Raw genomic sequence first — 22,162 nt, 5'->3', positions numbered from 1 at the left:
CCGTCTGCGCCAGGAACCCTCCGGATGATCAAGGGCAGCATCGTCGAACTGGTGGCCCCCACCGAGCCGAACGGCGCGATCAAGTATCAAAGCCTGGAAGCACTGGTCGACTGGCACGTCGTGGAGGGCAGTGCGGCGCTGCTGCTGGGCGACACGCTCGACGCCGCGCTGGACCTCGACGCCGAGGAGCGCCTGGAACTCCTGCGCAGGGCGATCTGGCAGGCCGAGGGGCGCATCGCGATCATTGCCGGTCTGAGTGCCGACGCGCTGGAGACCTCGCTGGAGTTCGCGCAGATTGCCGACGAGGCGGGAGCCGATGCGGTCCTGCTGACGCTGCCGACCACGCCGTGGCCGTCCACGGAGAAGATCCTGGAGCAGGTCGAGGTGGTGGCCGCGGCCGCCCGGCAGCACCTGATCGTGCGATCGAGCGCGCAGCGCATCCCCGCGGCCGTGGTCGAGGCGATCGCGCGCATCGATGGTGTCAGCGGCTTCGTCGACTGCGCACCCGACGTGGCGCGGGCGCGCGAGCTGCGCGCCCTGCCGCTGCCCGAGGGCTTTGCGCTGTACGCCGGCAGCGACCTCACCACGGCCCACTTCGTCCTCGAAGGTTTCGCCGGCGGCATCTCGACCGCCGGCAATCTCGTACCGCGCCTGGTGCGCACGCTGCACGACGCGGCATTGTCGGGCGATCGTGCGAAGGCCGAGGCCTTGCAGCCGCAGCTCAGGACGGTGCTCGACGCGCAGCCGGCGGACAACGTTCCCCGCGCCGTGCAATGGGCGCTGATCGAGATGGGTCGCGTGGAAGAGAGCACGCCGCCGCTCGCCCTGGCGCATGCGCGCGACTACGCGAACCTGCGCCGCGCGCTGCGATCGGCCGGCTGCGCGATCTGACGAAACCGCGCTTCGCACTCCGGCGCCAGCGCCGCGGGGACGGATAGCCGCATCGGTTCGGGTGCCCCGGGTGGAGGATCGCGCCCGTTCGCGACCCCTGGGCCGCCTGCCACGCATCATCCGTCGCGTTGCACTCCCGCGGACTGTCGCGGTGCCTGCCGATCTGCTGCAATGACGCGCCCTTTTCCTGCCCCCCGTTTCGCGTCCCCATGACCGATGCCCTGCTGGACCCCGCGGTACTGTTCTTCGTGCTCGGTATCGGTGCCGGTCTGCTGCGCTCCAACCTGGAAGTGCCGCAGCCGGTGGTGCGCTGGCTGACGCTGTACCTGCTGATGGCCGTCGGCCTCAAGGGCGGCTTCACGCTGGCGCGATCGGGCATCGATGCCGATGCGGCGGCGGCGCTGGGCGCGTCGCTGGTGATGGCACTGCTCGTCCCGCTGATCGCGTTCGCGGCCTTTCGCCTGGTGACCAGCGTGCTGCAGGCCGGCGCGCTCGCCGCGAGCTACGGCTCGGTCAGCGTGGTGACCTTCGTCGCCGCGACCCAGCACCTGCAGCAGAACGCCGTGTCGTTCAGCGGCACGATGTCGGTCGCGCTGGTGATCATGGAGATGCCGGCGGTGCTGCTGGGCATCGCGCTGGCGCGCCGCGGCGACGCCGGTGCCCAGGCCACGCCGTGGGGCCACCTGCTCAAGGACAGCGCACGTGACGGCGCGCCGCTGCTGCTGATGGGCAGCCTGCTGATCGGCTGGGTGACCGGCGAGCGCGGCGCCACCGTCATGGAGCCGTTCTCCGGCGACCTGTTCAAGGGCATGCTGGCCCTGTTCCTGCTGCAGATGGGGCTCGACGTGGCGCGTCGCTTCGGCGACCTGCGCGGCCTGTCGCCGTGGCTGCTGGTACTGGCCCTCGCGATTCCGCTGGCGGCCGCCGCGACCGCGATGGGCTTGGGCACGCTGCTCGGACTGGGCGCCGGCGACCTTGCCCTGCTGGCAACGCTGTCGGCCAGCGCCAGCTACATCGTCGCGCCGGCGGTGCTGCGCCATGCGCTGCCCGATGCGAGCCCGGCCCTGTATCTGGGCCTGCCGATGGCGCTGACCTTCCCGTTCAACCTGCTCATCGGCATCGGCTTGTACGCCAGCGTGGCGCGCGCACTGGCATGAGCATCAAGAGTCGCCGCCCGGCGTCGCGCACGATGAAGCTGCTCGGCGCCAGTGTGCGCACGCTCGGGCGCAGCGTGCTGCAGAAGCTGCCGATGGGCGACGAGATCGAGCGCCGCGCGCGGCACTGGGAGACGGTCGGACGCGACTGGGCCGAGACCCTCGGCGAACTGCGCGGCGCGGCGATGAAGATGGGGCAGCTCGCCTCGCAGTACGCCGAGCTGCTGCCGCCGGCGCTGGGCGACCAGCTGCGCAAGCTGCAGCGCAGCGCCGAGCCGCTGCCGTATGCCGACATCAAGGCCGTGCTCGATGCGGAGTGGACCAAGTCGCAGTGGGCACGGCTGGCACACATCGAACCCGTGGCACTCGCGTCGGCGAGCATCGGTCAGGTGCATCGCGCGCGGCTCGCGGACGGGTGCGCGGTCGTGGTCAAGGTGCGCTACCCCGGCGTGCGCGAGGCGGTCGACGCCGATCTCACCCAGTTCCGGCGCCTGCTGAAGACCTCGCGGCTGCTGCCGGTCGACGCCGCGGCGGTGGACGCGGTGATGGCCGAAGTGCGCGCGCGCGTGCTCGAGGAAACCGACTACCGCATCGAGCTCGAACACCTGCACACGCTGGCGCGCGACTGCGCGGTCCCGGGCATCGTCTATCCGCAGGCGGTGCCGGAACTGTGCGGCGAGAGCGTGCTGGTGCTCGGCGAGGAGTCCGGCGAGACGCTGGAAACCGCGGCCGGCTGGAACGCCGATCTGCGCGGACGGCTGGCCGACACACTCGCGCACTGGCTGCTGCACAGCTTCTTCGACGGCCGCGCCGTGCATGCCGATCCGCATCCGGGCAATTTCGCGTTCCGTGCCGACGGCAGCGTCGTCGTCTACGACATGGGCTGCGTAAAGCAGGTGCGTCCGCAAACGGTGGAGACCGGACGCCGTCTGCTGCGCGCGGCGCGCGCACACGACTGGCACGGCCTGCACACCGCCCTCGCGGAACTCGGCGGCGTGCGTGCGGACGCGGACTTCGATGCGCTGCTGCCGGTGTATCGCGAGTTCGTCGCGCTGGGACTGGACCGCCTGCTCGCGCGCGAACGCTTCGACTGCGCCGACCCGGCGTTCATCGACAACCTGCGCGCCGCCGGGCGCCGGCACTGGTCGAGTGCGTTCAAGTTCCAGCCGGTGTCGGAGCTCGCCTTCGTGATGCGTGCGCTCAGCGGCCAGTACTGGATGCTGCGCGCGCTCGGCGCGCGGCTGCCGATGCGCACGCTGTTCGCGCGGTACGTCGACGGCGACCGGCGCGGAATTGACAGGATGTAAAGTTCGTCACACCATCGCGGCGGAGAGGAGAGTTCCATGACCCAGCCGCTGACCCTCATCGGCAACGAAGGCTCGCCGTACTCGCGCAAGCTGCGGGCGGTGCTGCGCTATCGGCGCATCGCGCATGTCTGGGTCGTCGGCAACGGTCCGGAGTACGTCGCGCCGCCGCCGGTGCCGGTCCAGGTGATTCCGGTGCTCGTCTGGCACGACGCGACGGGGGCGATGCGCGAGGCGGCGGTGGACTCGACGCCGCTGATCGCGCGTCTGGAGCGCGAGTACGCGCAACGCTCGCTGCTGCCGCCCGATCCGGTCGTGGCCTTCCTCAGCGCACTGGTCGAGGACTACGGCGACGAGTGGTGCACCAAGTTCATGTTCCACTACCGCTGGGCCGACGCCGCCGGCATCGACTGGGCGCGGCGGCAGCTGATGCGGCAGATCGACCCCGCCGTGCCGGCGGCGCAGCTCGAACGGTTTGCGCAGTGGTTCGGCGACCGCCAGATCGGACGGCGCGAGATCGTCGGTTCCAGCGACGCGACCGCGGCGATGCTCGAGGCCGGCTACCGGCGACTGCTCGGCATGCTGGAGTCCCTGCTGGAACAACGCCGGTTCCTGTTCGGCGAACGTCCCGCGGCCGGCGATTTCGGTCTGTACGGACAGCTCACGCAGCTCTGCGCCTTCGATCCCGGCTCGGCGCGGCTGGCCGAGCGCGAGGCGCCGCGCGTCGTGGCCTGGACCGCGCGTTGCGAGGACCTGAGCGGCTGGCGCGTCGACGATGCGCAATGGCTGGACCGCGACACCGTGCTCGTCACGCTGGGGCCGCTGCTCGCCGAGATCGGCGGCAGTTACGTGCCGTTCCTGCTGGCCAATGCACAGGCCCGTGCCGAGGGTGGCGAGTGGGTGGAGTGCGCGGTGCAGGGCGGGCGCTGGCGGCAGAAGGTGTTCGCGTACCAGGTGAAGTGCCTGAACGCGCTGCGCGCGCAGGCGGCGGCGCTGGACGACGACGATCGGGCATGGCTGGCGCAGGCACTGCGCGGCAGCGGCTGCGAGGTCTTGCTGGCGCCATGAAGGTCCGCCCGCCCATCGACGCGCGCCGGAGACGCTGCCGCACGGGCGTCGTCGCGCTTGCGCTGACGGCGTTGCCGGTGATCGCAGCGGCCGACATGATCCGCGTGCCCGGCGGACAGACACGCATCGGCGACGACGCCAGCCGCGCGGACGAAAGGCCGTCCTTCGTCGCCGCGGTCGCGGCTTTCGAGCTGGATCGCGGGCCGGTCACGGTGGCGGCATTCGCACGCCACGTCGCGCGCCAGCACATCGTCACCGAGGCGGAGCGCATCGGCAGCGCCTCGGTGATGACCTATGGCAGCGGGCGCTGGCAGCTCGTCGCCGGCGCGAACTGGCGCAGGCCGCTGGGGCCGGACGGCCCCGCGGCGACCGAGACCCATCCGGTGACGCAGGTGAGCTGGCACGACGCGCAGGCCTACTGCACGGCGCAAGGCAAGCGCCTGCCGACCGAGGTCGAGTTCGAGCATGCCGCGCGCCTCGCCGGCCATGGCGGCCGGCATGCCTTCGGCGATGCGCTGCGGCGCGACGGCCGCTATCGCGCCAATGTCTGGACCGGCGCGTTTCCGGCGCTCAACACCGGCGCCGACGGCTACAAGGCGACGTCGCCGGTCGGTGCCTACGGTCGCGATGGACTCGGCTTCGAGGACCTCGCGGGCAACGTCTGGGAATGGACCGCCGACTGGTATGCGCCCTACGGCGTACCGGCCGCGACGCCGGCCCGCGAGAAGGCTCAGAGGGGCGGCTCGTTCCTCTGCGATCCGGACGTCTGCTACGGCTTTCGCGTCAGCGGCCGTGCGCACGCGACACCGGATTCAACGCTGATGCACGTCGGTTTCCGTTGTGCCCGTGACCCCGTCGGCTGATTCCTGCTGAGAACCTTCATGTCCCTGATCACCGGTCCCCGTGTCCTCGTCGCCGTGCTGGCGCTGTGCTATGCCGGTTTCCTCGCGTGGTACGACGCCGATGCCGAGGTGCTCGATGCCGCCGATCTCGACGCCTACTTCGCGCAGATCCGCGAACGCGCCGGCACTGCAGAAGGCGAAGGTCATGGGCAGGCGCGCCTGTTCGAGGAACTGCGCCGGCTCGCCGAGAACGACGACGGCGACGAGCTCTACATGCTCAACCTGATCGACTTCCGCGAGCAGGCGCAGTATCCGCCGGGTGCCGGCTACGGCGGCAGTGCGCTCGAGGCGGACGCGCGCTACAACCGCGCGATCGTGCCGGTGCTGCTTGCGCACGGCGGCCATCCGCTGTTCCTCGCCACGCCGACGGGTCGCTTTCTCGACGAGCCGGGCGACCACACGAGCTGGGAACGCGTCGCGCTGGTGCGCTACCGCAGCCGGCGCGACCTCGTCGAGATGGTCGTCGACCTCGCCGGTGCCGGTGTCGGCATCCACAAGTGGGCGGCGATCGAGAAGACGCAGGTGTTTCCGACGAGGCCGGTGTTCAGCCTGTTCTTCGTGCGGATGCCGGTCGCCGTGCTGCTGATCGCGCTCGGCGGCCTGCTGCATCGTCTGCTGCGACGGCAGCCGTGGTATGCCGGAGCGCGTCCATGAGCCGCCGCCTGCCGATCGTGCTGCTCGTCGTCGTCGCGCTCGCTGCGGGCCTGTACGCGGCGCGCCTGCCGGTCCTGCTGCACATCAGCGGCTGGGTATCGGCAATCCGGAATCCGGTTGCTCCGAACCGGGAGGTGCACTGGCAACGCGGCCCCGAGGCGCCGTCGGCACCGGCTGGCGAGCGGCCGCCGAACATCGTCGTGATCCTGTTCGACGATCTCGGCTACAACGACGTCAGCACCTACGGCGGCGGCATGCCCGAGGTGCCGACGCCGAACATCGACGCCGTGGCCGCCGCCGGCGTGCGCTTTCGCAACGGCTATTCGGCGAATGCGGTGTGCTCGCCGTCACGGGCCTAGCTGCTGACCGGACGCTACCACTCGCGCTTCGGCTTCGAGTACACGCCGACGCCGGGCAACATGGCGCGGATGGCCTCGACGATCTATGCCGAAGGCAACCGGCGCCTGCCGATCGTCGTGCATGCCGAGCGCGCGAAGGACATCGCCGGCTTCGATGAACTGGGACTGCCGCCCTCCGAGATCACGCTGGCCGAGATGCTCAAGCCGGCGGGTTATCACAACGTGCATATCGGCAAATGGCATCTCGGCGGCACCCCGGAGCTGCGTCCGCTGAACCAGGGCTTTGACGAGAGCCTGTACATGGAGAACGGGCTGTATCTGCCGGTCGATGATTCCGGCGTCGTCAACTCGCGCCAGGACTTCGATCCGATCGATCGCTTCCTGTGGGCGAACATGCGCTACGCGACCAGCTACAACGCCGGCGACTGGTTCGAACCGGGCGCTTATCTGACCGATTACTACAGCGACGAGGCGGTGAAGGTGATCGAGGCCAACCGTCATCGTCCGTTTTTTCTCTATCTGGCGCATTGGGCGCCGCACACACCGCTGCAGGCGGCGAAGGCCGACTACGACGCGCTGGCGCACATTCCCGATCATCGCCGCCGTGTCTACGGCGCGATGCTGCGCGGCGTGGACCGCAGCGTCGGCCGCGTGCGCGAGGCGCTGGAGGCGCAGGGGCTGACCGACAACACGCTGCTGATCGTCACCAGCGACAACGGCGCGCCGAACTGCATCGGCCTGCCCGAGGTGAACCGGCCATTCCGCGGCTGGAAGCTGACGCTGTTCGAGGGTGGCGTGCACGTGCCCTACGTCGCGCAGTGGCCTGCGCGGATTCCCGCGGGCGTCGACTTCGCGCATCCGGTGTCGAGCATCGACATCGTGCCGACGGCGGTTGCCGCGGCCGGCGCCGCACTGCCGGATGATCGCCCGATCGATGGCGCCAACCTGCTGCCGCATCTGCTCGGCGAGACCGGGACGCCGCCGCACGACACGCTGTTCTGGCGCGACGGCAGCTACCGGATGGTGTTATCGGCGGGCTGGAAGCTGCAGGTCGCCGAGCGTCCGGACAAGATCTGGCTGTTCCACCTCGATATCGATCCCACCGAGCAGAACGAGGTTTCGGCGCAGCATCCGGACAAGGTCGCCGAGTTGCGCGCGCTGCTCGATGCACACGCGGCACAGATGGCCGAGCCGATGTGGCCGAGCTTCGTCGAACTGCCGGTGCTCGTCGACAAGACGCTCGTCGATGAGGAAAGCGAGGACGACGAGTACGTTTACTGGCAGAACTGATCGCCGCGGCTTGATCGTTCGCCCCGAGTGCCGCGCCACGGGCGCGGTGGATCGAGGGGCATGCACGCGTCTGCCGGCGCTACCCGACCCGAGCGGTGCGAGCGCGGATCAACTGAACGCCACCGCCGCCGCCGGCCGCGCCTTGATCCGCGCGAACCATGCTTTCAGATGCGGCGTCTCGTCGGTGATCTCGAAGCCGGCGACGCGGAAGAAGCGGAACGAGCACCACGCGGTGATGTCGGCGATGCTGAACTCGCTGCCGGCGATGTAGTCCTGCGTCACCAGCTGCTTGTCGAGCCGCACGGCGCGCTTGCGCGCGACGCCGCGCTGCTTCTCGCCGAACTCCGGCACCTGGTCCTCAAGTGCCTTCATCGCCGGGAAGGTGTGCCGGAAGGTCATCGCCATCGGCATCATCAACTCGAACTCCATCATGCGATCGCACATCTCGATATGCGCGCGTTCGACCGGCGTCGTGCCGCACAGCGGCGGCTCCGGCTGCAGCGCCTCGATGTAGCGGCAGATCGCGGAGGTCTCGCAGATCACGCGGCCGTCGTCGAGCTGGAGTGCCGGACTGCGGCCGTTCGGCGAGATCGCGCGGTACTCCGGCGTCTTGTGCTCGCCCTTCATCAGGTTGACCTGTGCGCATTCGATCTCGATGCCCTTCTCGGCGAGAAAGAACTGCACACGCGCCGGGCTGACCGCGCCCCTGGAGGTATGGAGCTTCATGGGGATGTCCGGATTGAAGATGACAGGTTGTCAATCATACGCCGATCCGCCGGCGCGGCCCGTCGTCAGTCCGACACCGCGTCGTCGGCGCTCATGACGGCGCGCAGTTTCTGGAACAACTCGCGGTAGAGCTTGCCCTTGCGCGGAGCCTGGCCGCGCTGTCGCGCGACGTCTTCGGCCTGCTCCATCTCGCGGCGCGCATTGGTGATCAGGCCACGCAGCGCACGCGTGTCACCGGCCGGATAGACCGCAAGCCAGGCCTGCCAGCCATCGTCGCCGGCAAGGATCCGGTCGCGCCATTGTTCGGCATCGTGCAGGGTGCGGGTGTCGTGGTCGCGCAGGCGCTGATGGGCGTCGAGGGCGTGTTGCAGCGGATCGGCGTCCTCGCTGCGCAGCAGCTTGCCGATGAACTGCATCTGCCGGCGTCGGGCTTCCATCGTCGGAAAGCGTCGGTAGTCGGCGAAGGCCGCCCGCAGGCGGTCTGACATCGGGATCGAATCGAGCTGGCTCTCGGGCAGGTCGAGCAGGGCGGTGCCCAGCGCGAGCAGCGCCTCGTCCTCGCGCTTGAGCTGGCTCTTGCTCGGCGGACGTTCGCCGGCAGCGATTTCTTCGGAGGATGGGCGACGGCGCATGGGTGAGCCTGTGACGATGAACGCCCATGATACGGGCGCTGGCGTCGCTACGGCTGCGAAAGGCGGTCGAGAAACTCGCCGAACAGCCGCACGCCACGGCTGCGGCTGACCTCGCCGTCACGGATCAGCTGGCGCATGCCCCAGAACGACATGATCGCCATCCACGCATAGGCACGGGCGTCGGCGGCATTCAGGCCGAGCTGCTTGCGCACCAGCGGGGCCCACAGGCCGACGATGAGCTGGCGCAGGTTATGGCGGATCTTCTCGAGTTCCGGCGTCGATGCGGCGGTACCGGCGACCAGCTGCCACAGGGCGTCGCCGCGACCGGGGGGCAGGTCGAGCGTGAAGGACTCGGAGGCGCGGGCGGCCTCGCTGAGATTGCTTGGGTGTGCCGCAACCGACGCACGGGTGTCGTGCATCGTCCCCTGGAAGATGTGCCACGCCGTGTCGGCCAGCAGTTTCTCCAGGCTCGGGAAGTGCTGGTAGACGAGCTGGCGGCTGGTGCCGCCGCGCTCGGCCAGTGCGCTCATCGTCAGCGCGGCCCAGCCATGCTGCTCAACGATCGTCGAGGCGACGTCCAGCAGCGTCTGCCGGCGCTTGTCGCGACTCAGATAGGCCCGCTTGGGTTCACTGTCGCGCTTGCGCGCTGCAGGCTTCTTCTTCGGCGATGGGGACAAAAGTGACACCCCGACAAAATGTGCCGGAAGTATGCGGCATATCGGAACCGGCGCACAGCGGCGCCGACACGGCTGTCGGGCGGAGCTCAGCCGGGATGGTTCGCCGTCAGGTAGTCGGCGATCTGACCGATCGACAGGTCATCGACGTAGCGGCCATCTTTCATCAGCAGCTTGTCGAAGGACAGCTTGCGCTTGAGCAGTTCTTCCTGGATCGCAACGACGAGCTGGATGATGTCGATCGACTCGAAGCCCAGGTCGGCGAGCAGTCGCGTATCGCGGCCCATCACGCCGGCAAATTCGTGGTCCCAGTCCTGAGTGAAGTCCTCGAGGAGAGTAACTAGTCGTTCGAAGTAGGCGTCGCTGACGGACATGCGGTTTCTGAGAAGTAGAGCGGTTGCGGCATCCGGTCGAGATTGAAGCCTTCCCGGGTGCGCTCGACCCGGTAGGTCCGGGGCATCAGAGGCTGTAGTTTACCTGCTTCATGCGCCTCTTCGAGGTAGCCGAGGGTGCCGTCGATGTCGGCAAAGTCGACGTTGTGCTTGTGCGGTGCGAGATCGTAGCGCCACCACTCGAGTGCGAGCATCCGCTCGATCAGGTGCTCGGGCATGCGATAGCGCATGATCCGCGCCGGCGTGCCGGCGACGATCGCATAGGGCGGCACATCCTTGGTGACGACGGCGCGTGCGGCAACGACGGCACCGACGCCGATGGTGACGCCGCGTTTGACGAAGGCGCCGGCGCCGACATAGGCATCGTGGCCGATCACCGTCTTCATCGGAATCGTGAAGCGCGTCGGCGTCGGCCCATCCGGTGCGAGGCGTTCCGCGTCCTCGAGTTCGTAGAAGCGCGGCAGATGCTGGCGCTGGGTGAACGCGAACATGTGCGTGCTGAACCAGTCCATCGGGTGCTCGGGCGGGCCGATGATGCAGGACTCGCCGATCTGGCCGTACCGCCCGACCTCGGTCGCATACATGCTCGAGGTGGAATGACCGTTGAAGTAGGTGAAGGCGCCGACTCTGCAGTTCTTGATCCGGCGAGGATCGAGAATGAAGGCCGGGCTCTCGTAGACAAGGCTGCCGGCAATCGACTTGCCTTCGTAGACCTTGAGACCGAAACCGATCAGGTCCTGGGCCGTCAGGCCGATATGGCTGCTCATGGGTGGGGGTTCCCTGGACTGTCCTGCACGACCACCTGCCGGAAGCTTCGCAACGGCAGCCGGCCTGCGAGTTCGACGATCACATCTATTCCATGTAACCGAGCATCTGCAGCTGTTCGATGATCTGCTTCTGCTCGCCGGCGTCCATTTCCTGTTCGAGCTCGCGCCGCTGTGGTGCACGCGTGCGTGCCCCCTTCTTCACCGGATGCGCGGCCAGCCATGCCGCGTCGAAGAACGGCGACGGAACCTCGCCTTCGAAGTCGGTCGGCACCGGCAGGCCGAGGCTGTGCAGCAGGGTCGGCGCGACATCGACGATCTGCCGCGTGTCGACCATGCCTGCGGCGGCGATGCCCGGGCCGGCAGCCATGAAGATGCCGTCCGGGTGATGGGTGCCGATCGCCAGCGGGCGGTCGGCGACGCAGGGCTTGAGGTTCTTGATCGATACGAAGCCGTTGTCCGACAGCACCAGCGTCAGATCGCAGGCGCGGGTCATGTGCTGGCCGGGAAAATGCGCCTCGCGCTTGAGCACGTCGGCGACGATCTGCACCCCGGTGACCGGATGCTTCAGCGACTTCAGGTCGTCGATCAGCTTGTCGCGGAAGGACGCGTAGTCCTCGGGCCGGATCCCCGGATCGCCCGGCTTTTCGGCGACGCGGATATGAATGCCGTTGCTTGACGGCGTGCGGCAGTAGGCGGTGGTCTTCGACCAGTCGAGGTTGGCGAAGTCGGCGGCCTCGCGACGGACCGCCATGTCGCTGCCGTCGCTCTGCGCCCACGCGAGATAGCCCTTCTCTTCGAGGAAGGCATTGATGCGCAGCACGTAGGTCGACGCGGTGAAGCCGTGATCCGATGCGAAAAACACCTGGGTGTCCGGACCGGCGAGTGTCACCAGCTTCTCGATGTAGCCATCGAGATTGCGGAAGTATTCGAGGCAGACCTCGCGCATCTCCTTGTCATGGCCCTGCGGGTTGTCGGGCAGCAGGTCGAGATCGAGCCAAGGCCATGCCTGATGCTGGATCTTGTCGGTGCCGTCGAACATCACCGCCATGAAGTCCGGCTGATCGTTCTGGAGAATGAACTCGGCGACCTTGAACCACTGTTCCTCGCGCGGCAGGTGGTAGCGCACCCACTTCGCGGTCTCGTCGGCCGACAGCGACTCCATCGCCTGCTTTTCCTTGTCGAAGTCCCAGGCAAGTTCCTTCGGATCGAATCCCGGAATCTCGGTCTTGATCCGCTCGAACAGCTCGCGTGGATGGGTGTTGCGACGCAGGTGCTTGGCCGGAATGAAGCCCGGCACGATCGAGCCCTTGAGGTTCTCGGCGGCCGGTGCGGTCAGGGGGAAATTCAGCGCCGCGACCGAGACGTTCTTGCGCGAACAGATCGACCAGATCGTCTCGCAGTCGATATCGCGGGCGTCGTACAGCGTCCAGTAGACCTCGCCGCCACGATCCTCGGCACGGATGAAGTCGAACACGCCGTGCTCGCCCGGATTGCGGCCGGTCATGATCGAGCACCAGGCCGGCGGTGTCAGCGGATTCGGCGTCGAGCGCAGCTTGGCGCGGGTGCCGCGTTCGAGCAGCGACTTCATGAACGGCATCGTGATGCCGGTGCCCGGCAGGTCTCGCGTCATCTGGTCGAGCACCGTGTAGGTGCAGCCATCGAGGCCGATGAACAGGGTCTTGGTCTTGCGGGGGGTATCGGTCATGACGAAAGGCAGAAAATCAGTCGATGGTCAGTCTGGGCGGCGTGGAGAATCCGGGTGTCGGCGTCGAACGACACGAACGACGGATCCTTCGCTGCGCTCAGGATGACGCGGAATGGATGCCGTGCTGGCTCATGACACAGGCTGGCGGGCGGAAGCAGCAACGATGCACAGCGCGCTGATCGCATCGCGGTCCTCGAACTGCAGGGCGACATCATACGTCTGAGCTCCGCGCACGATCTGTGCCGAACCGAAGGCGACGGTGCGCGGGTCGAGCTGGCAGGCGCTGACGACCCAATCCAGCGGTCTGCCCTCGAGGCCGCTGCCTGCGGCCTTCGACGCCGCTTCCTTCGCGCACCACAGCGCCGCGGCGACCAGGCCGCGCTCGGCCTCGTCGACCTGCGCGAACCAGTGCTGTTCGGCGTCGCCGAACGCACCCTGGATCAGCTCGGCGGCGCGCACCGAGCGCAGGCGCTGGTAGTCGAAACCGACCGCAAGACCCGGGTCCGCGACCACGGCCGCGGCCCAGCCCTGGCTGTGCGAAATCGACAGCGCCGGCGTCGGCGCCTGCGCGAGCGCGGCGATGCGGATCTGCGGGCGGCCACGATCGTCGCCAACGATCTCGATATCGGCGCTGGCGAGATCGATCTGATGACGCGTGCGCAGCCAGTCGCGCGCGGCCTCCTTGGCGGCGATGCGGCCAAGCAGCCACTCGTCACGGCGCGGGCCTGCCGCCGGTAGCGCATACCAGCGCGCGCGCTCGTCGCGGTTCAGCACCATGTGCGCAAGTCCGCGACCCCAGATGCCGCCACCCGAGGCGAGCAGATCGTTTTCGAACGGCGCCACCCGCCGTGCGTGCAGCCCCGGGGGCAGCAGGCCATCCATCCAGATGTCGCCGACAAAGCCCTGCGCCGGCTGCAGGCGGAAACGGTAGAAGCGTTCCGGCACCTCGAAGGTCCGGTCTTCCCATTGGGTCGCGCGCATGACGACGCGGCCCTGTTCGTCGCAGGCCTCGACGTCGGCGCTGAGCCGATCCGGTGCGGGCACCTGCAGCAGCGCACGGCTGTGCAGCGGCGTGCCCGCCGGCAGCGGCGGCGCGTGCAGCGTCAACCGCCCGATCGCATACGGGAAACAGTTGATCAGACCGCCCTGCTGTTCCTGCAGCCAGTAGTAGAACGTCTGACCGAGCACGTCGGCGAGCGCCGGGTCGAGTTGCAGTCGCGGTGCCTGGGTGAAGCCGAAGTAGTCCTGCGTCGGTAGCGTCTCCAGCGCCATGTCGATCGCGCGGCTGTTCCAGCGCAACAGTCGCTTCGCGCCCTGCAGGCGTGGGCCGTGGAACATGCCGCGCACATACAGCGCATCGTCGGCATTGAAATGCGGCGCGCGAGCGTCGGTGCCGGGCCACGACAAGGCCGGCGGCGGCGCAGCGGCGTAGCCGGTCGCGAGCAGCACCTGGGTTTCGAACACGATCAGCCCACTGGCCGGCGCGCCGCTGCCGAGCAGGAACAGGCGTACATGCACGCGTGCGATCTCGTCGCCCTGCACGGCGACGCGTTCGGCAGCGATGCGCAGATCGATCGCACCCTCGTCCAGCGACAGCCAGCGGCTGCCGCGCGCCTGTTCGAGCGCGATCACCTTGAGATCGGCGCGGCCGATCAGTTTCACCGCAGCCTCGGCGCAGATCTCAAGGCTGAAGGTGAACGGAATGACCGGAATCGCCAGCAGCGAGCGGTCGCGGACGCTCGGCGCACCGCCAATGCAGTGATCGCGCAGGAACGGATCGCTGTCGAGCGTGTAGCGACGCTCCATCACCAGCCGGGTGTCGCTGTGTTCGTGGACGCCGCCGAGCAGCGGGAAATTGGGGTCGAGGCCCGGGGCCGGGGCCGCCGGCATGGATGCTGCCGGTGCTGTGCTCGAAACCAAGCCGAGCACGCGCGCCTGGCTGTCGAGGAAATCCTGCATCAGCGCGAAGTGGCTGCGCAGCAGTTGTAGGCGCGGGTCGTTCTCTTCCCCCTCTCCCCGCATGCGGGGAGAGGGCGTTTGGCTACCTGGGAATGACATTGAGTCATTCCCCAGCGTGTCCAAACGCGGTGAGGGGCTAGGCGCGGCACCTGCCAACTGCCCCTCATCCGCCCTTCGGGCACCTTCTCCCCGCGAGCGGGGAGAAGGAGAAGAAACATCGTCAGCGCCAGCGGCAGGCAATGGCCGCTTCCACTGCTCCGGCAGTTCGATCTTCGGCATGCGCAACGGCTGCTTCGGCGCGGCCTTCTTCGCCGCACGCGGCGCGAGAAGGTCGTGTTCGGCGACATCGCGATGCGCGTACAGCTTGCGCGGATCGAAGACGCTGCCGGCAGCGAACAGTGTCGCCAGCGCAGTGTGGAACTGGGCGAGGCTGCCGCGGCGACGGTTGTCGCTGGCCACGGCAATCACGTCCGGCCGGTCGCGCAGGGTGTCGGTCACGAACGAGGTCAGATTGCCGCCGGGGCCGACTTCGAGGAACACGCGATGGCCGTCGTCGTACAGGCGCTGCACGGTCTGGGTGAAGCGCACCGGGTTTTCCCACTGCTGCGCAGTCAGCTCGCGGATCGCCGCCTCGTCGTCGGGGAACGGGGCGCCGCTGCGTGCGCTGTACAGCGGCACGCGGCCGGGGCCGAACTCGAGATCGCGGAAGTAATCGCGGAAGGCATCCGCCATCGGCTTGAACAACGGCGTGTGATAGGCGCGGCCGAACGGCAGTGCCTGACAGATCGCACCCTGCGCCGACAGCTGCTCGCGCAGTCGTTCCGCGTCTTCGGGCGTGCCGAACAGCACGAGCTGGTTCGGGCAGTTGTCCATCGCCAGCTGAAGGCCGTGATCGCCGGCAAGCAGCGCGGCGCGCGTCGCCGCATCGAGGCCGCCGACCGACAGCAGCGTGCCCTGGACGATGCGGCCCTCGGCATCGAGCTGGCGGTACAGGCCATGCACGACCTGCACCGCTTCGGCGAGTTCGTCGGTCGACGCGTAGCGACGCACGCCGCAGGCCGTCAGCGCGGTGTTCTCGCCGGTCGAGTGGCCGAGCATCGCGTCGAACTGCAGGCCGAGATCGTCGTAGAGCCGCTGCAGCGCGAGACTCGCGGCGAACACGCTTTCGGCGCCGACGTCCATCGCCTGCAGCTCGCCCTCGAGTTCCGAGCGCTGCGCGTCGTCGTAGCCGGTCGGCGCCGCATACAGCAGTGCGGCGCGTGAGCGACTGCCACGACGGCGCGCCGCGTCCTCGATGAAATCGAAGCCCTCGCGCACCTGCGGAAAGCGCAACGCGAGATCACGCAGCATGTCCGGATACTGCGAGCCCTCGCCGGGGAACAGCAGACACAGCTTGCCGGCGGCAGGGCCGTGGCCGTAATGCACACCGTTGCGGGTACGGAACGGCGCGACGTCTGCTTGCGCGAGCCTGTCGAGCGCACCGCCGAGCTTCTTGTGCAGCTCGGTCAGGTTGTCGCAGACGATTGCGAGCCGGTGCGTACCGACTGCGTGCGCGCTTGCGGCGCGTGCGACCTCGGCCAGCGTCAATGCCTGTGGTCCATCGAGCCGCGCCAGCGCGGTCCGCGCCAGTTCGACCAGGCGTTCGCGACGGTCGGCTGCGAGCAGGAACACTTCGCCGGATTCCGGCGTGATGAGCACGCTGAGCTGCGTCTTCGATGGCGCGGGCACATACTCTTCGAGCACGACATGCGCATTGATGCCGCCGAAGCCGAAGGCATTGACGCCGGCGCGGCGCGGGGTCTGGCCGCCGTGGACCCACGGCCGCGTCTGGTTGTTGATGTACAGCGGCGTGCGTTCGAGATGCAGCGCCGGGTCGGGCTCGTCGCACAGCATCGGCGGCAACACCTTGTGGTGCAGGGCCAGCGCGGTCTTGATCATCGACGCGGTGCCGGTGGCCGGCAGGCAGTGGCCGATCATCGACTTGACTGCCGAGATTGCGATCTGCGGGCCGGCGCCGCGCCCACCGAAGATCTCGGTCAGGGCCTCGATCTCGGTCTTGTCGCCGATGGCGGTGCCAGTGCCGTGGGCCTCGATCAGGTCCACCGTCAACGGGTCGATGCCGCTGCTGTCGTAGGCGCGGCGCATCGCCAGCACCTCGCCTTCGAGGCGCGGCGCGAGCAGGCCCTTGGCCTTGCCGTCCGAGGACACGCCGATACCCTTGATGACGGCATAGATGCGATCGCCGTCGCGCTCGGCGTGATCGAGGCGCTTGAGCACCAGCATGCCGCAGCCTTCGCCGAGCAGGGTGCCGTCGGCGCCTTTCTGGAACGGCCGCAGCTGACCGCGCGACAGCGCGCTGATCTGGGTGAACTGGATGTACAGCATCGCCGGCGTCTGCACCTGGGTGCCGCCGGCGAGCATCAGATCGCAGCGCCCCGACGCGATCTCCTGCGCCGCGGCGTTGATCGCGATCAGCGACGACGCACAGGCGGCATCGACGATGTAGCTCGGCCCCATCAGGTTGAGGCGGTTGGCGATGACGCCGGCGATCGCGTTCGGTGTCAGCAGGCCGACGACCTCGCCGCCGTAGGGCGGCAGCTGCTTGCGCAGGTCGCGGTGCAGCGCGCGGACTTCCTGCGCGCTGAAGTCCGGCCGCAGCTCACGCACCACGTCCATCATCTGATCGAGGAACAAGCCGCGGGCGAGCATGCTGGCGAAGCCGCGGTTGCCGTAGGTGCCGCGGGCCACGATCACGCCGGCGCGGTCGCCATCGAATCCCTTGTCGAGATAGCCGGCATCGCGCAGCGCATCGCGCGCGCACTTCAGCGCGATCAGGTGATCGGGGTCGGCGCCGGCCGCGATCGCCGGCATCAGGCCGATCTCGAGCGGGTCGACCTGCGCGAGTTCGCGCAGGAAGCCGCCCCGGGTCGTGTAGATGCGGTCGTCGTCGTCCGAGTCCGGATCGAAGTACGGCCCCGCCCATTCCGGACCGGCGTCGGAGATTGCGTCGACCTTCGCGCAGATGTTGCGCCAGAACGCCGACGCGTTCGGCGCCGACGGATAGACGCCGGCGAGGCCGACGATGGCGACGTCGAGTGGCCTGCTCATGCGCGCCGCCCCGCGGGCAGCACGCTCAGGACAGGCGGTCGTCGGGTGCGCGGCGCGCGAAGGCCGGCGAGGCCGGGACCAGTCGGTTCAGCGCCGGGCTCAAGGTGCTCTCGCCGGCGCTGATCGCGTAGCGGACCCGGCCGCTGTCGTCGAGATACTCCGCTTCGTAGCGCAGGGTCGTGCTGCCGGCGGCAGCGCTGATCGACTGGATCAGTTGCAGACGCTCGGCGCCCGTTGCCGGGCCGTAGCGGCGCACCGATGGCATCAGTGTCGGCAATGCAGCGGCGTTGCGATGGGTGAAGCCCCAGATCCACGCCAGCTGCGGCGCGGCGTCGAGCGCCGCCGGATCGAACAGCCAGCGGGCATCGGCGTGCGTGTCTGCCCCCATCAGCTGCGCCGGTGTCGACGTCCGCAGCATGGCCAGTGCACCGGATTCGCCCAGCGCCGGAATCTGTTCGATGCAGCGGAACCGCGGCCCGTGAAACAGCAGCGTCGTGTACGCCTGCATGCCTGCCATCGGTGCGCCGGACGGCACGCTCAGTCGCGACGGCGGTGCTGCGATCCGGGCATCGGTGAGTCGCACGCTCGCGCGGTAGTGCAGCCGCGGACGTTCGACGGCGGTCCACAGTTCGATCGCGCTCGTCAGCACCCCCCCCTCGTCGACCGAGGGCGCACTGGCGCGCAGTTCGAGCCGGGGCGGGCGCTCGGCATCGACCGTCACCCCGGACATCAGCTGCAGCTGGCGCACCTCGCTGACGTGCCGCTGCGGCCAGCAACGTGCCGCGAACTGGGCGATGTACTCGAGGGCCATCGCCATCGGCAGCACCGCGCGGCCATCGATGACATGGTCGGCGAGGTAAGGGTCCGAGGCGAGCGTCAGCGGCTGATGCAGGACCACGCCGCCGTCCGCGCCGACGTTCGGCGTCGCGCGGATCAGGACGCTCGACGGGGCGGGCGATGTCGTTGCGGGCGCCGCGCGCGCTTCGTCGGTCGCGACCGGCTGCAGAAACTGCACGAGGATGCGCTCCTGCATCTTCAGGAACTGCCGCATTGTCTGCTGGAATTCGAGCAACACCTCTGGGCTGGGCGTCTGCTCGGCGGGCCGGGGTGGCTGGACCGCAGCGGTCGACGCCGGTCCAGACTCGTCGGCGTGAGCTTGCGTGCTGCGACTGCTCATGTACGTAGGCGGATTCAATCATCGCGATCGACGCTGGGATTGTCGGACGTCGCTGCGACGCTGTCGAGAGGGACAGCCCTGATGATTGCGCAGGATTCGCCGCGGGCGTGCAACAGACCCGGTGCACCACGCTCGCGCACGGAGCCGAGGCAGCGCCGTGAGCGCTGCGGGCCGTCGACAGATCATGACGATCAACCATTCGCGCGAGCCTCAGCGCCGCAGACCGACGGCGGGCTTCACGTAGTCCGGCGAACTCGGCGCGAGCCGGTTGAACTCGATGCCGATCCGGTTCTCGATGTCGTCGACCGCATAGCGCAGCGCGCCGCTGGCATCGACGAACTCGGCATTGCCCCGCAGCCTGTCGCCGTCGATGTCACGCGTGAAGTGCTGCACCAGCGTGACCGGCCCGACGGTCGCCCCGTCGTAGCGCCGCACGCGACCGATCCGCAGCGGCTGCACGCCCTGCTGGTGCTGCTGCTGCGCCCAGACGAAGGCCAGCTGGGTCAAGGCATCGAGCAGTGCCGGATCGAACAGCCAGTTGGCGGTACTGTCCGCGCAGAACTGTTGCGCGCGCGACGGCTGCAGCCTGGCGACCGCGCCGTTCGCCGCGAGCGCGTCGATGCGCTGCAGGCAACGCAGGCGCTCGCCGCGGCACAGGTGTCGCGCATAGGCCTCGCCCGCGTCGATCGGTTCGAGTTCGGTGAGACTCGCCAGCCGCGGCGTCGCGGGCGCGCTCAGGACCTCGCGCAGCACGAAGCTCGCCTGGAACCACGGCTCGACGCCGCGTTTCGGGCTGCCGTACTGCACGGACACGTGCTGGCTGCCGGCCTCGGAGTGGGTGCCGGCGCGCGCGCGCAACTGCACATCGGCGCCGAGTTCGGGATCCACGCGCAGCGGCGCGAGCATGCGCAGATCGCGGACCTCGGCAATCTGCCAGCCCGGCCAGCTGCCGGCGACGAACTGCGCCATGGTTTCGAGCGCGATCCCGAGCGGCACGACCGGCTGGCCGTCGATGACGTGATCGCGCAGCCACGGGTCGTCGCCGAGACTCAGATGCTGGTCGACCGACATCGCGCCACCGATGCCGACGCGTGCGGGCTTGCGCACGAACACCTGACGCGCCGTTGACGCCGACGCCGTCGACGCCGGCAAGGGCTGTGCAAGCGCGCCCCACGGTCCCTGGCCGGCGACCAGTTCGACATCGTGTCGCGGGCCGTTGGCGAGTTCATCGATGAAGAAGCCACAGCCGGCGTCGATGCCGATCGGCGCCAAGCCACGTTCGCGCAACTGGCGCTGGACGTCCTCGCTGGCCATGCCACCGTCCCACGGTCCCCAGTTCACCGCGATGACCCGGGTGTCGGTCCAGCGCCGGTGCAGCTCCCAGGCAAGACGATTGAGCGCCTCGTTGGCCGCGGCGTAGTCGGCCTGACCGCGATTGCCGTAGCGACCGGCGACCGAAGTGAAGAACGCGATCAGCTGCAGCGATTCGGAACGAAGCTTCCGGGTCAGCACGAACGCCGGGTCGAGCTTGGTGCCGAGGACGCGCGCGAAGGAGTCGGCGCTCTTGTCGGCGAGCAGCTTGTCCTCGATCACCCCCGCTGCATGCAGCACCGCGTCGATGCGGCCATGGCGTGCATAGAGTTCGTCGATCAGCGCACCGAGGGCATCGCCGTCGCGGGCATCGACGGCGCGGTAGTCGACCTGTGCACCGGTCGCACGCAGCCGCGCCAGGTTGTTGCGCAGCTCGCGATCGACCAGGACCCGGTTGACCGCTTGCGCGATCTCGATCGGGCGCGGGCGTTCGCCGCTGGCCAGGCGCTCGGCGAGCAGCGCCTTGCGCAGCGAATCGGCGTGCGCATGGCGGGCGGTCGCCTCGGGCTCCGGGCCCGGCTCGCCGGTGCGGCCGAGCAGCACCAGGCGCATGTCCGGACGCGCCATCGCCTCGATGATGCGCGCGGTGATGCCGCGTGCGCCGCCGGTGGCCAGCACCACCCAATCGCCGGCGGGCGTCAGGCCGGCAGGGAAGGGCGTGGCGGTCAATGCCTGTTCGAGTGTCGCGGTGCCGTAGCGTTCGCGGCCAATGTAGCCGGCTTCGGTTTCGGGATCCGCGGCGAACAATTCGGCGCCGAGCAGTTCGACGACCTCGTGGTCGGCATGGCCGTCGAAGTCGACCGCACGCGCGACGCAGCCGGCCAGTTCGATACGCAGACAGTTGAGGATGCCGCAGACGCCACCGGCGAGCGGTCCGCCTTCGCCGATGGCGTCGCGGCCGAAAGTGCCGCCCAGACGACTCGCGGCGAGCACACGTGCGCCCGAAAGTTCATCGTGGCAGGCCTGCACTGCGTGGAACAGGCTCATCAGGTCGCGCCGCCAGATCGCCCGCCAGGCGTCGAGGTCGTCGGCCGCCGCGGCGCCCAGGCCGTGCAGATGCAGCAGCGCGCGTACCGGGCCATGTTGAGCACGCGCCGCGTCGATTGCACTGCGCAGGGTCTGGGCGTCGGTGGCGTCGATGAGCACCGGCGTCAGTCCGCGCGCCGCCAGCTGCGACGCGAGGCCGGCGCGGATCGCATCGTCGGCGCCAAGCAGCAGCGCAAGGCCACGCAGTTCGACACTGGCAGTCGCCAGTGGCGCCGCCCGCGACTTGATCACATAGCGAGGCAAGGCCCCGGCTGCATGCGACGCGGTCGGCTCAGCGGACTGCGGCGCCGACGTGTCTGCCTCCGCCGCTACCGGCGCTGCGTTCGCGGCAAGCTCGTCGAGCACCGCCTTGAGCGTGCGCGCCTTGGTGTAGTGCTCCATCCGCGACTTGATGCCGGCGGCCAGCGTGTCCGGCAGCGCCTTCTGCAGCGCGCCGATGATCTCGACGCGCTTGATCGAGTCGATGCCCAGATCGGCTTCGAGATCGGCGTCGAGGTCGAGCATCTCGGTCGGATAGCCGGTGCGCTCGCCGACGATGGCGAGCAGCGTCGACTGATAGTCGATGCTGGCCGTCGGCGTCGGCGTGGTCCGGGGCGCCGCGCCTGCTTCGGCGATCGACGCTGTGGCGGGTTCGAGCGTGCCGAGTTCCGCCAGCACGGCGCTGAGCGTGCGCGCCTTGGTGTAGTGCTCCATCCGCGACTTGATGCCGGCGGCCAGCGTGTCCGGCAGCGCCTTCTGCAGCGCGCCGATGATCTCGACGCGCTTGATCGAGTCGATGCCCAGATCGGCTTCGAGATCGGCGTCGAGGTCGAGCACCTCGGTCGGATAGCCGGTGCGCTCGCCGACGATGGCGAGCAGCGTCGACTGATAGTCGATGCTGGCCGTCGGCGTCGGCGTGGTCCGGGGCGCCGCGCCTGCTTCGGCGATCGACGCTGTGGCGGGTTCGAGCGTGCCGAGTTCCGCCAGCACGGCGCTGAGGGTG

Annotated in this window: 17 protein-coding genes; 8 read left to right on the top strand and 9 right to left on the bottom strand. The window is 68.9% G+C overall.

Translation table 11 applies throughout. The features are described from left to right. The first annotated feature begins 24 nt into the window (after positions 1–24). The 8 genes from C8D93_RS04330 (at position 25) to C8D93_RS04300 (ending at position 7,622) form a co-directional block, all read left to right on the top strand. A complete protein-coding gene (locus tag C8D93_RS04330) occupies positions 25–891 on the top strand; it encodes a dihydrodipicolinate synthase family protein (RefSeq protein ID WP_110263948.1) in 867 nt (288 codons plus the stop codon). Positions 892–1,100: 209 nt separating this feature from the next. Further along, the gene (locus tag C8D93_RS04325) at positions 1,101–2,048 is read left to right on the top strand and encodes a sodium-dependent bicarbonate transport family permease (protein ID WP_110263947.1); all 948 of its coding nucleotides are present in this window, start codon (positions 1,101–1,103) and stop codon (positions 2,046–2,048) included. Beyond that, on the top strand, positions 2,045–3,352 hold the full coding sequence (locus C8D93_RS04320; protein WP_110263946.1) for an ABC1 kinase family protein: 1,308 nt from the start codon (positions 2,045–2,047) through the stop codon (positions 3,350–3,352). Before C8D93_RS04325 ends, C8D93_RS04320 begins: the two co-directional genes overlap by 4 nt. Positions 3,353–3,388: 36 nt before the next feature. Next, on the top strand, positions 3,389–4,417 hold the full coding sequence (locus C8D93_RS04315; RefSeq protein WP_110263945.1) for a glutathione S-transferase N-terminal domain-containing protein: 1,029 nt from the start codon (positions 3,389–3,391) through the stop codon (positions 4,415–4,417). Beyond that, entirely contained in the window at positions 4,414–5,280 is an 867-nt protein-coding gene (locus C8D93_RS04310; RefSeq protein WP_170123893.1) for a formylglycine-generating enzyme family protein, read from the top strand. Before C8D93_RS04315 ends, C8D93_RS04310 begins: the two co-directional genes overlap by 4 nt. A gap of 18 nt (positions 5,281–5,298) precedes the next feature. Next, a complete protein-coding gene (locus C8D93_RS04305; protein ID WP_110263943.1) occupies positions 5,299–5,973 on the top strand; it encodes a hypothetical protein in 675 nt (224 codons plus the stop codon). Next, positions 5,970–6,332 (top strand): sulfatase-like hydrolase/transferase, encoded by a 363-nt coding sequence (locus C8D93_RS21325; protein WP_211307201.1) that lies wholly within the window; start codon positions 5,970–5,972, stop codon positions 6,330–6,332. The genes C8D93_RS04305 and C8D93_RS21325 overlap by 4 nt, the downstream gene beginning before the upstream one ends. Before the next feature lie 60 nt (positions 6,333–6,392). Next, complete coding sequence (locus C8D93_RS04300) at positions 6,393–7,622, top strand: sulfatase-like hydrolase/transferase (RefSeq protein WP_339374054.1); 1,230 nt, start codon at positions 6,393–6,395, stop codon at positions 7,620–7,622. Positions 7,623–7,730: 108 nt separating this feature from the next. Here C8D93_RS04300 and C8D93_RS04295 read toward each other — a convergent pair whose 3' ends face one another. The 9 genes from C8D93_RS04295 to C8D93_RS20595 all read right to left on the bottom strand — a co-directional run. Continuing rightward, positions 7,731–8,348: a glutathione S-transferase family protein gene (locus tag C8D93_RS04295; protein WP_110263942.1), complete on the bottom strand. Its 618-nt coding sequence runs from the start codon at positions 8,346–8,348 to the stop codon at positions 7,731–7,733. A 65-nt stretch (positions 8,349–8,413) separates the two neighbouring features. After that, a complete protein-coding gene (gene yjgA, locus C8D93_RS04290) occupies positions 8,414–8,980 on the bottom strand; it encodes a ribosome biogenesis factor YjgA (RefSeq protein WP_110263941.1) in 567 nt (188 codons plus the stop codon). Positions 8,981–9,027: 47 nt separating this feature from the next. Next, complete coding sequence (locus C8D93_RS04285; protein WP_170123892.1) at positions 9,028–9,657, bottom strand: TetR/AcrR family transcriptional regulator; 630 nt, start codon at positions 9,655–9,657, stop codon at positions 9,028–9,030. An 86-nt stretch (positions 9,658–9,743) separates the two neighbouring features. Then, positions 9,744–10,028, bottom strand: a complete 285-nt coding sequence (locus tag C8D93_RS04280) for a phosphopantetheine-binding protein (protein WP_110263939.1) — start codon at positions 10,026–10,028, stop codon at positions 9,744–9,746. Beyond that, positions 9,995–10,813: a CatB-related O-acetyltransferase gene (locus C8D93_RS04275; RefSeq protein WP_110263938.1), complete on the bottom strand. Its 819-nt coding sequence runs from the start codon at positions 10,811–10,813 to the stop codon at positions 9,995–9,997. The genes C8D93_RS04280 and C8D93_RS04275 overlap by 34 nt, the downstream gene beginning before the upstream one ends. Before the next feature lie 85 nt (positions 10,814–10,898). Continuing rightward, the gene (locus tag C8D93_RS04270) at positions 10,899–12,518 is read right to left on the bottom strand and encodes an alkaline phosphatase family protein (protein ID WP_110263937.1); all 1,620 of its coding nucleotides are present in this window, start codon (positions 12,516–12,518) and stop codon (positions 10,899–10,901) included. Between the two features lie 129 nt (positions 12,519–12,647). Beyond that, entirely contained in the window at positions 12,648–17,585 is a 4,938-nt protein-coding gene (locus C8D93_RS04265; RefSeq protein ID WP_110263936.1) for a type I polyketide synthase, read from the bottom strand. A 25-nt stretch (positions 17,586–17,610) separates the two neighbouring features. Continuing rightward, complete coding sequence (locus tag C8D93_RS04260; protein WP_110263935.1) at positions 17,611–18,762, bottom strand: polyketide synthase dehydratase domain-containing protein; 1,152 nt, start codon at positions 18,760–18,762, stop codon at positions 17,611–17,613. Between the two features lie 210 nt (positions 18,763–18,972). Continuing rightward, positions 18,973–22,162 (bottom strand): SDR family NAD(P)-dependent oxidoreductase (locus tag C8D93_RS20595; RefSeq protein WP_170123891.1); only part of this gene is annotated, 3,190 nt, incomplete at its 5' end.

Origin of the sequence: Sinimarinibacterium flocculans, from assembly GCF_003201205.1 — a bacterium.
Classification (GTDB): domain Bacteria; phylum Pseudomonadota; class Gammaproteobacteria; order Nevskiales; family Nevskiaceae; genus Solimonas; species Solimonas flocculans.
This window is presented reverse-complemented; position numbering and strand designations above follow the sequence as displayed.

Excerpts from the sequence above, each read along its gene's own strand:
- C8D93_RS04330 (WP_110263948.1), top strand. The coding sequence starts at position 25 with ATGATCAAGGGCAGCATCGTCGAACTGGTGGCCCCCACCGAGCCGAAC.
- C8D93_RS04325 (WP_110263947.1), top strand. The coding sequence starts at position 1,101 with ATGACCGATGCCCTGCTGGACCCCGCGGTACTGTTCTTCGTGCTCGGT.
- C8D93_RS04320 (WP_110263946.1), top strand. The coding sequence starts at position 2,045 with ATGAGCATCAAGAGTCGCCGCCCGGCGTCGCGCACGATGAAGCTGCTC.
- C8D93_RS04315 (WP_110263945.1), top strand. The coding sequence starts at position 3,389 with ATGACCCAGCCGCTGACCCTCATCGGCAACGAAGGCTCGCCGTACTCG.
- C8D93_RS04310 (WP_170123893.1), top strand. The coding sequence starts at position 4,414 with ATGAAGGTCCGCCCGCCCATCGACGCGCGCCGGAGACGCTGCCGCACG.
- C8D93_RS04305 (WP_110263943.1), top strand. The coding sequence starts at position 5,299 with ATGTCCCTGATCACCGGTCCCCGTGTCCTCGTCGCCGTGCTGGCGCTG.
- C8D93_RS21325 (WP_211307201.1), top strand. The coding sequence starts at position 5,970 with ATGAGCCGCCGCCTGCCGATCGTGCTGCTCGTCGTCGTCGCGCTCGCT.
- C8D93_RS04300 (WP_339374054.1), top strand. The coding sequence starts at position 6,393 with ATGGCGCGGATGGCCTCGACGATCTATGCCGAAGGCAACCGGCGCCTG.
- C8D93_RS04295 (WP_110263942.1), bottom strand. The coding sequence starts at position 8,348 with ATGAAGCTCCATACCTCCAGGGGCGCGGTCAGCCCGGCGCGTGTGCAG.
- yjgA (WP_110263941.1), bottom strand. The coding sequence starts at position 8,980 with ATGCGCCGTCGCCCATCCTCCGAAGAAATCGCTGCCGGCGAACGTCCG.
- C8D93_RS04280 (WP_110263939.1), bottom strand. The coding sequence starts at position 10,028 with ATGTCCGTCAGCGACGCCTACTTCGAACGACTAGTTACTCTCCTCGAG.
- C8D93_RS04275 (WP_110263938.1), bottom strand. The coding sequence starts at position 10,813 with ATGAGCAGCCATATCGGCCTGACGGCCCAGGACCTGATCGGTTTCGGT.
- C8D93_RS04270 (WP_110263937.1), bottom strand. The coding sequence starts at position 12,518 with ATGACCGATACCCCCCGCAAGACCAAGACCCTGTTCATCGGCCTCGAT.
- C8D93_RS04265 (WP_110263936.1), bottom strand. The coding sequence starts at position 17,585 with ATGAGCAGGCCACTCGACGTCGCCATCGTCGGCCTCGCCGGCGTCTAT.
- C8D93_RS04260 (WP_110263935.1), bottom strand. The coding sequence starts at position 18,762 with ATGAGCAGTCGCAGCACGCAAGCTCACGCCGACGAGTCTGGACCGGCG.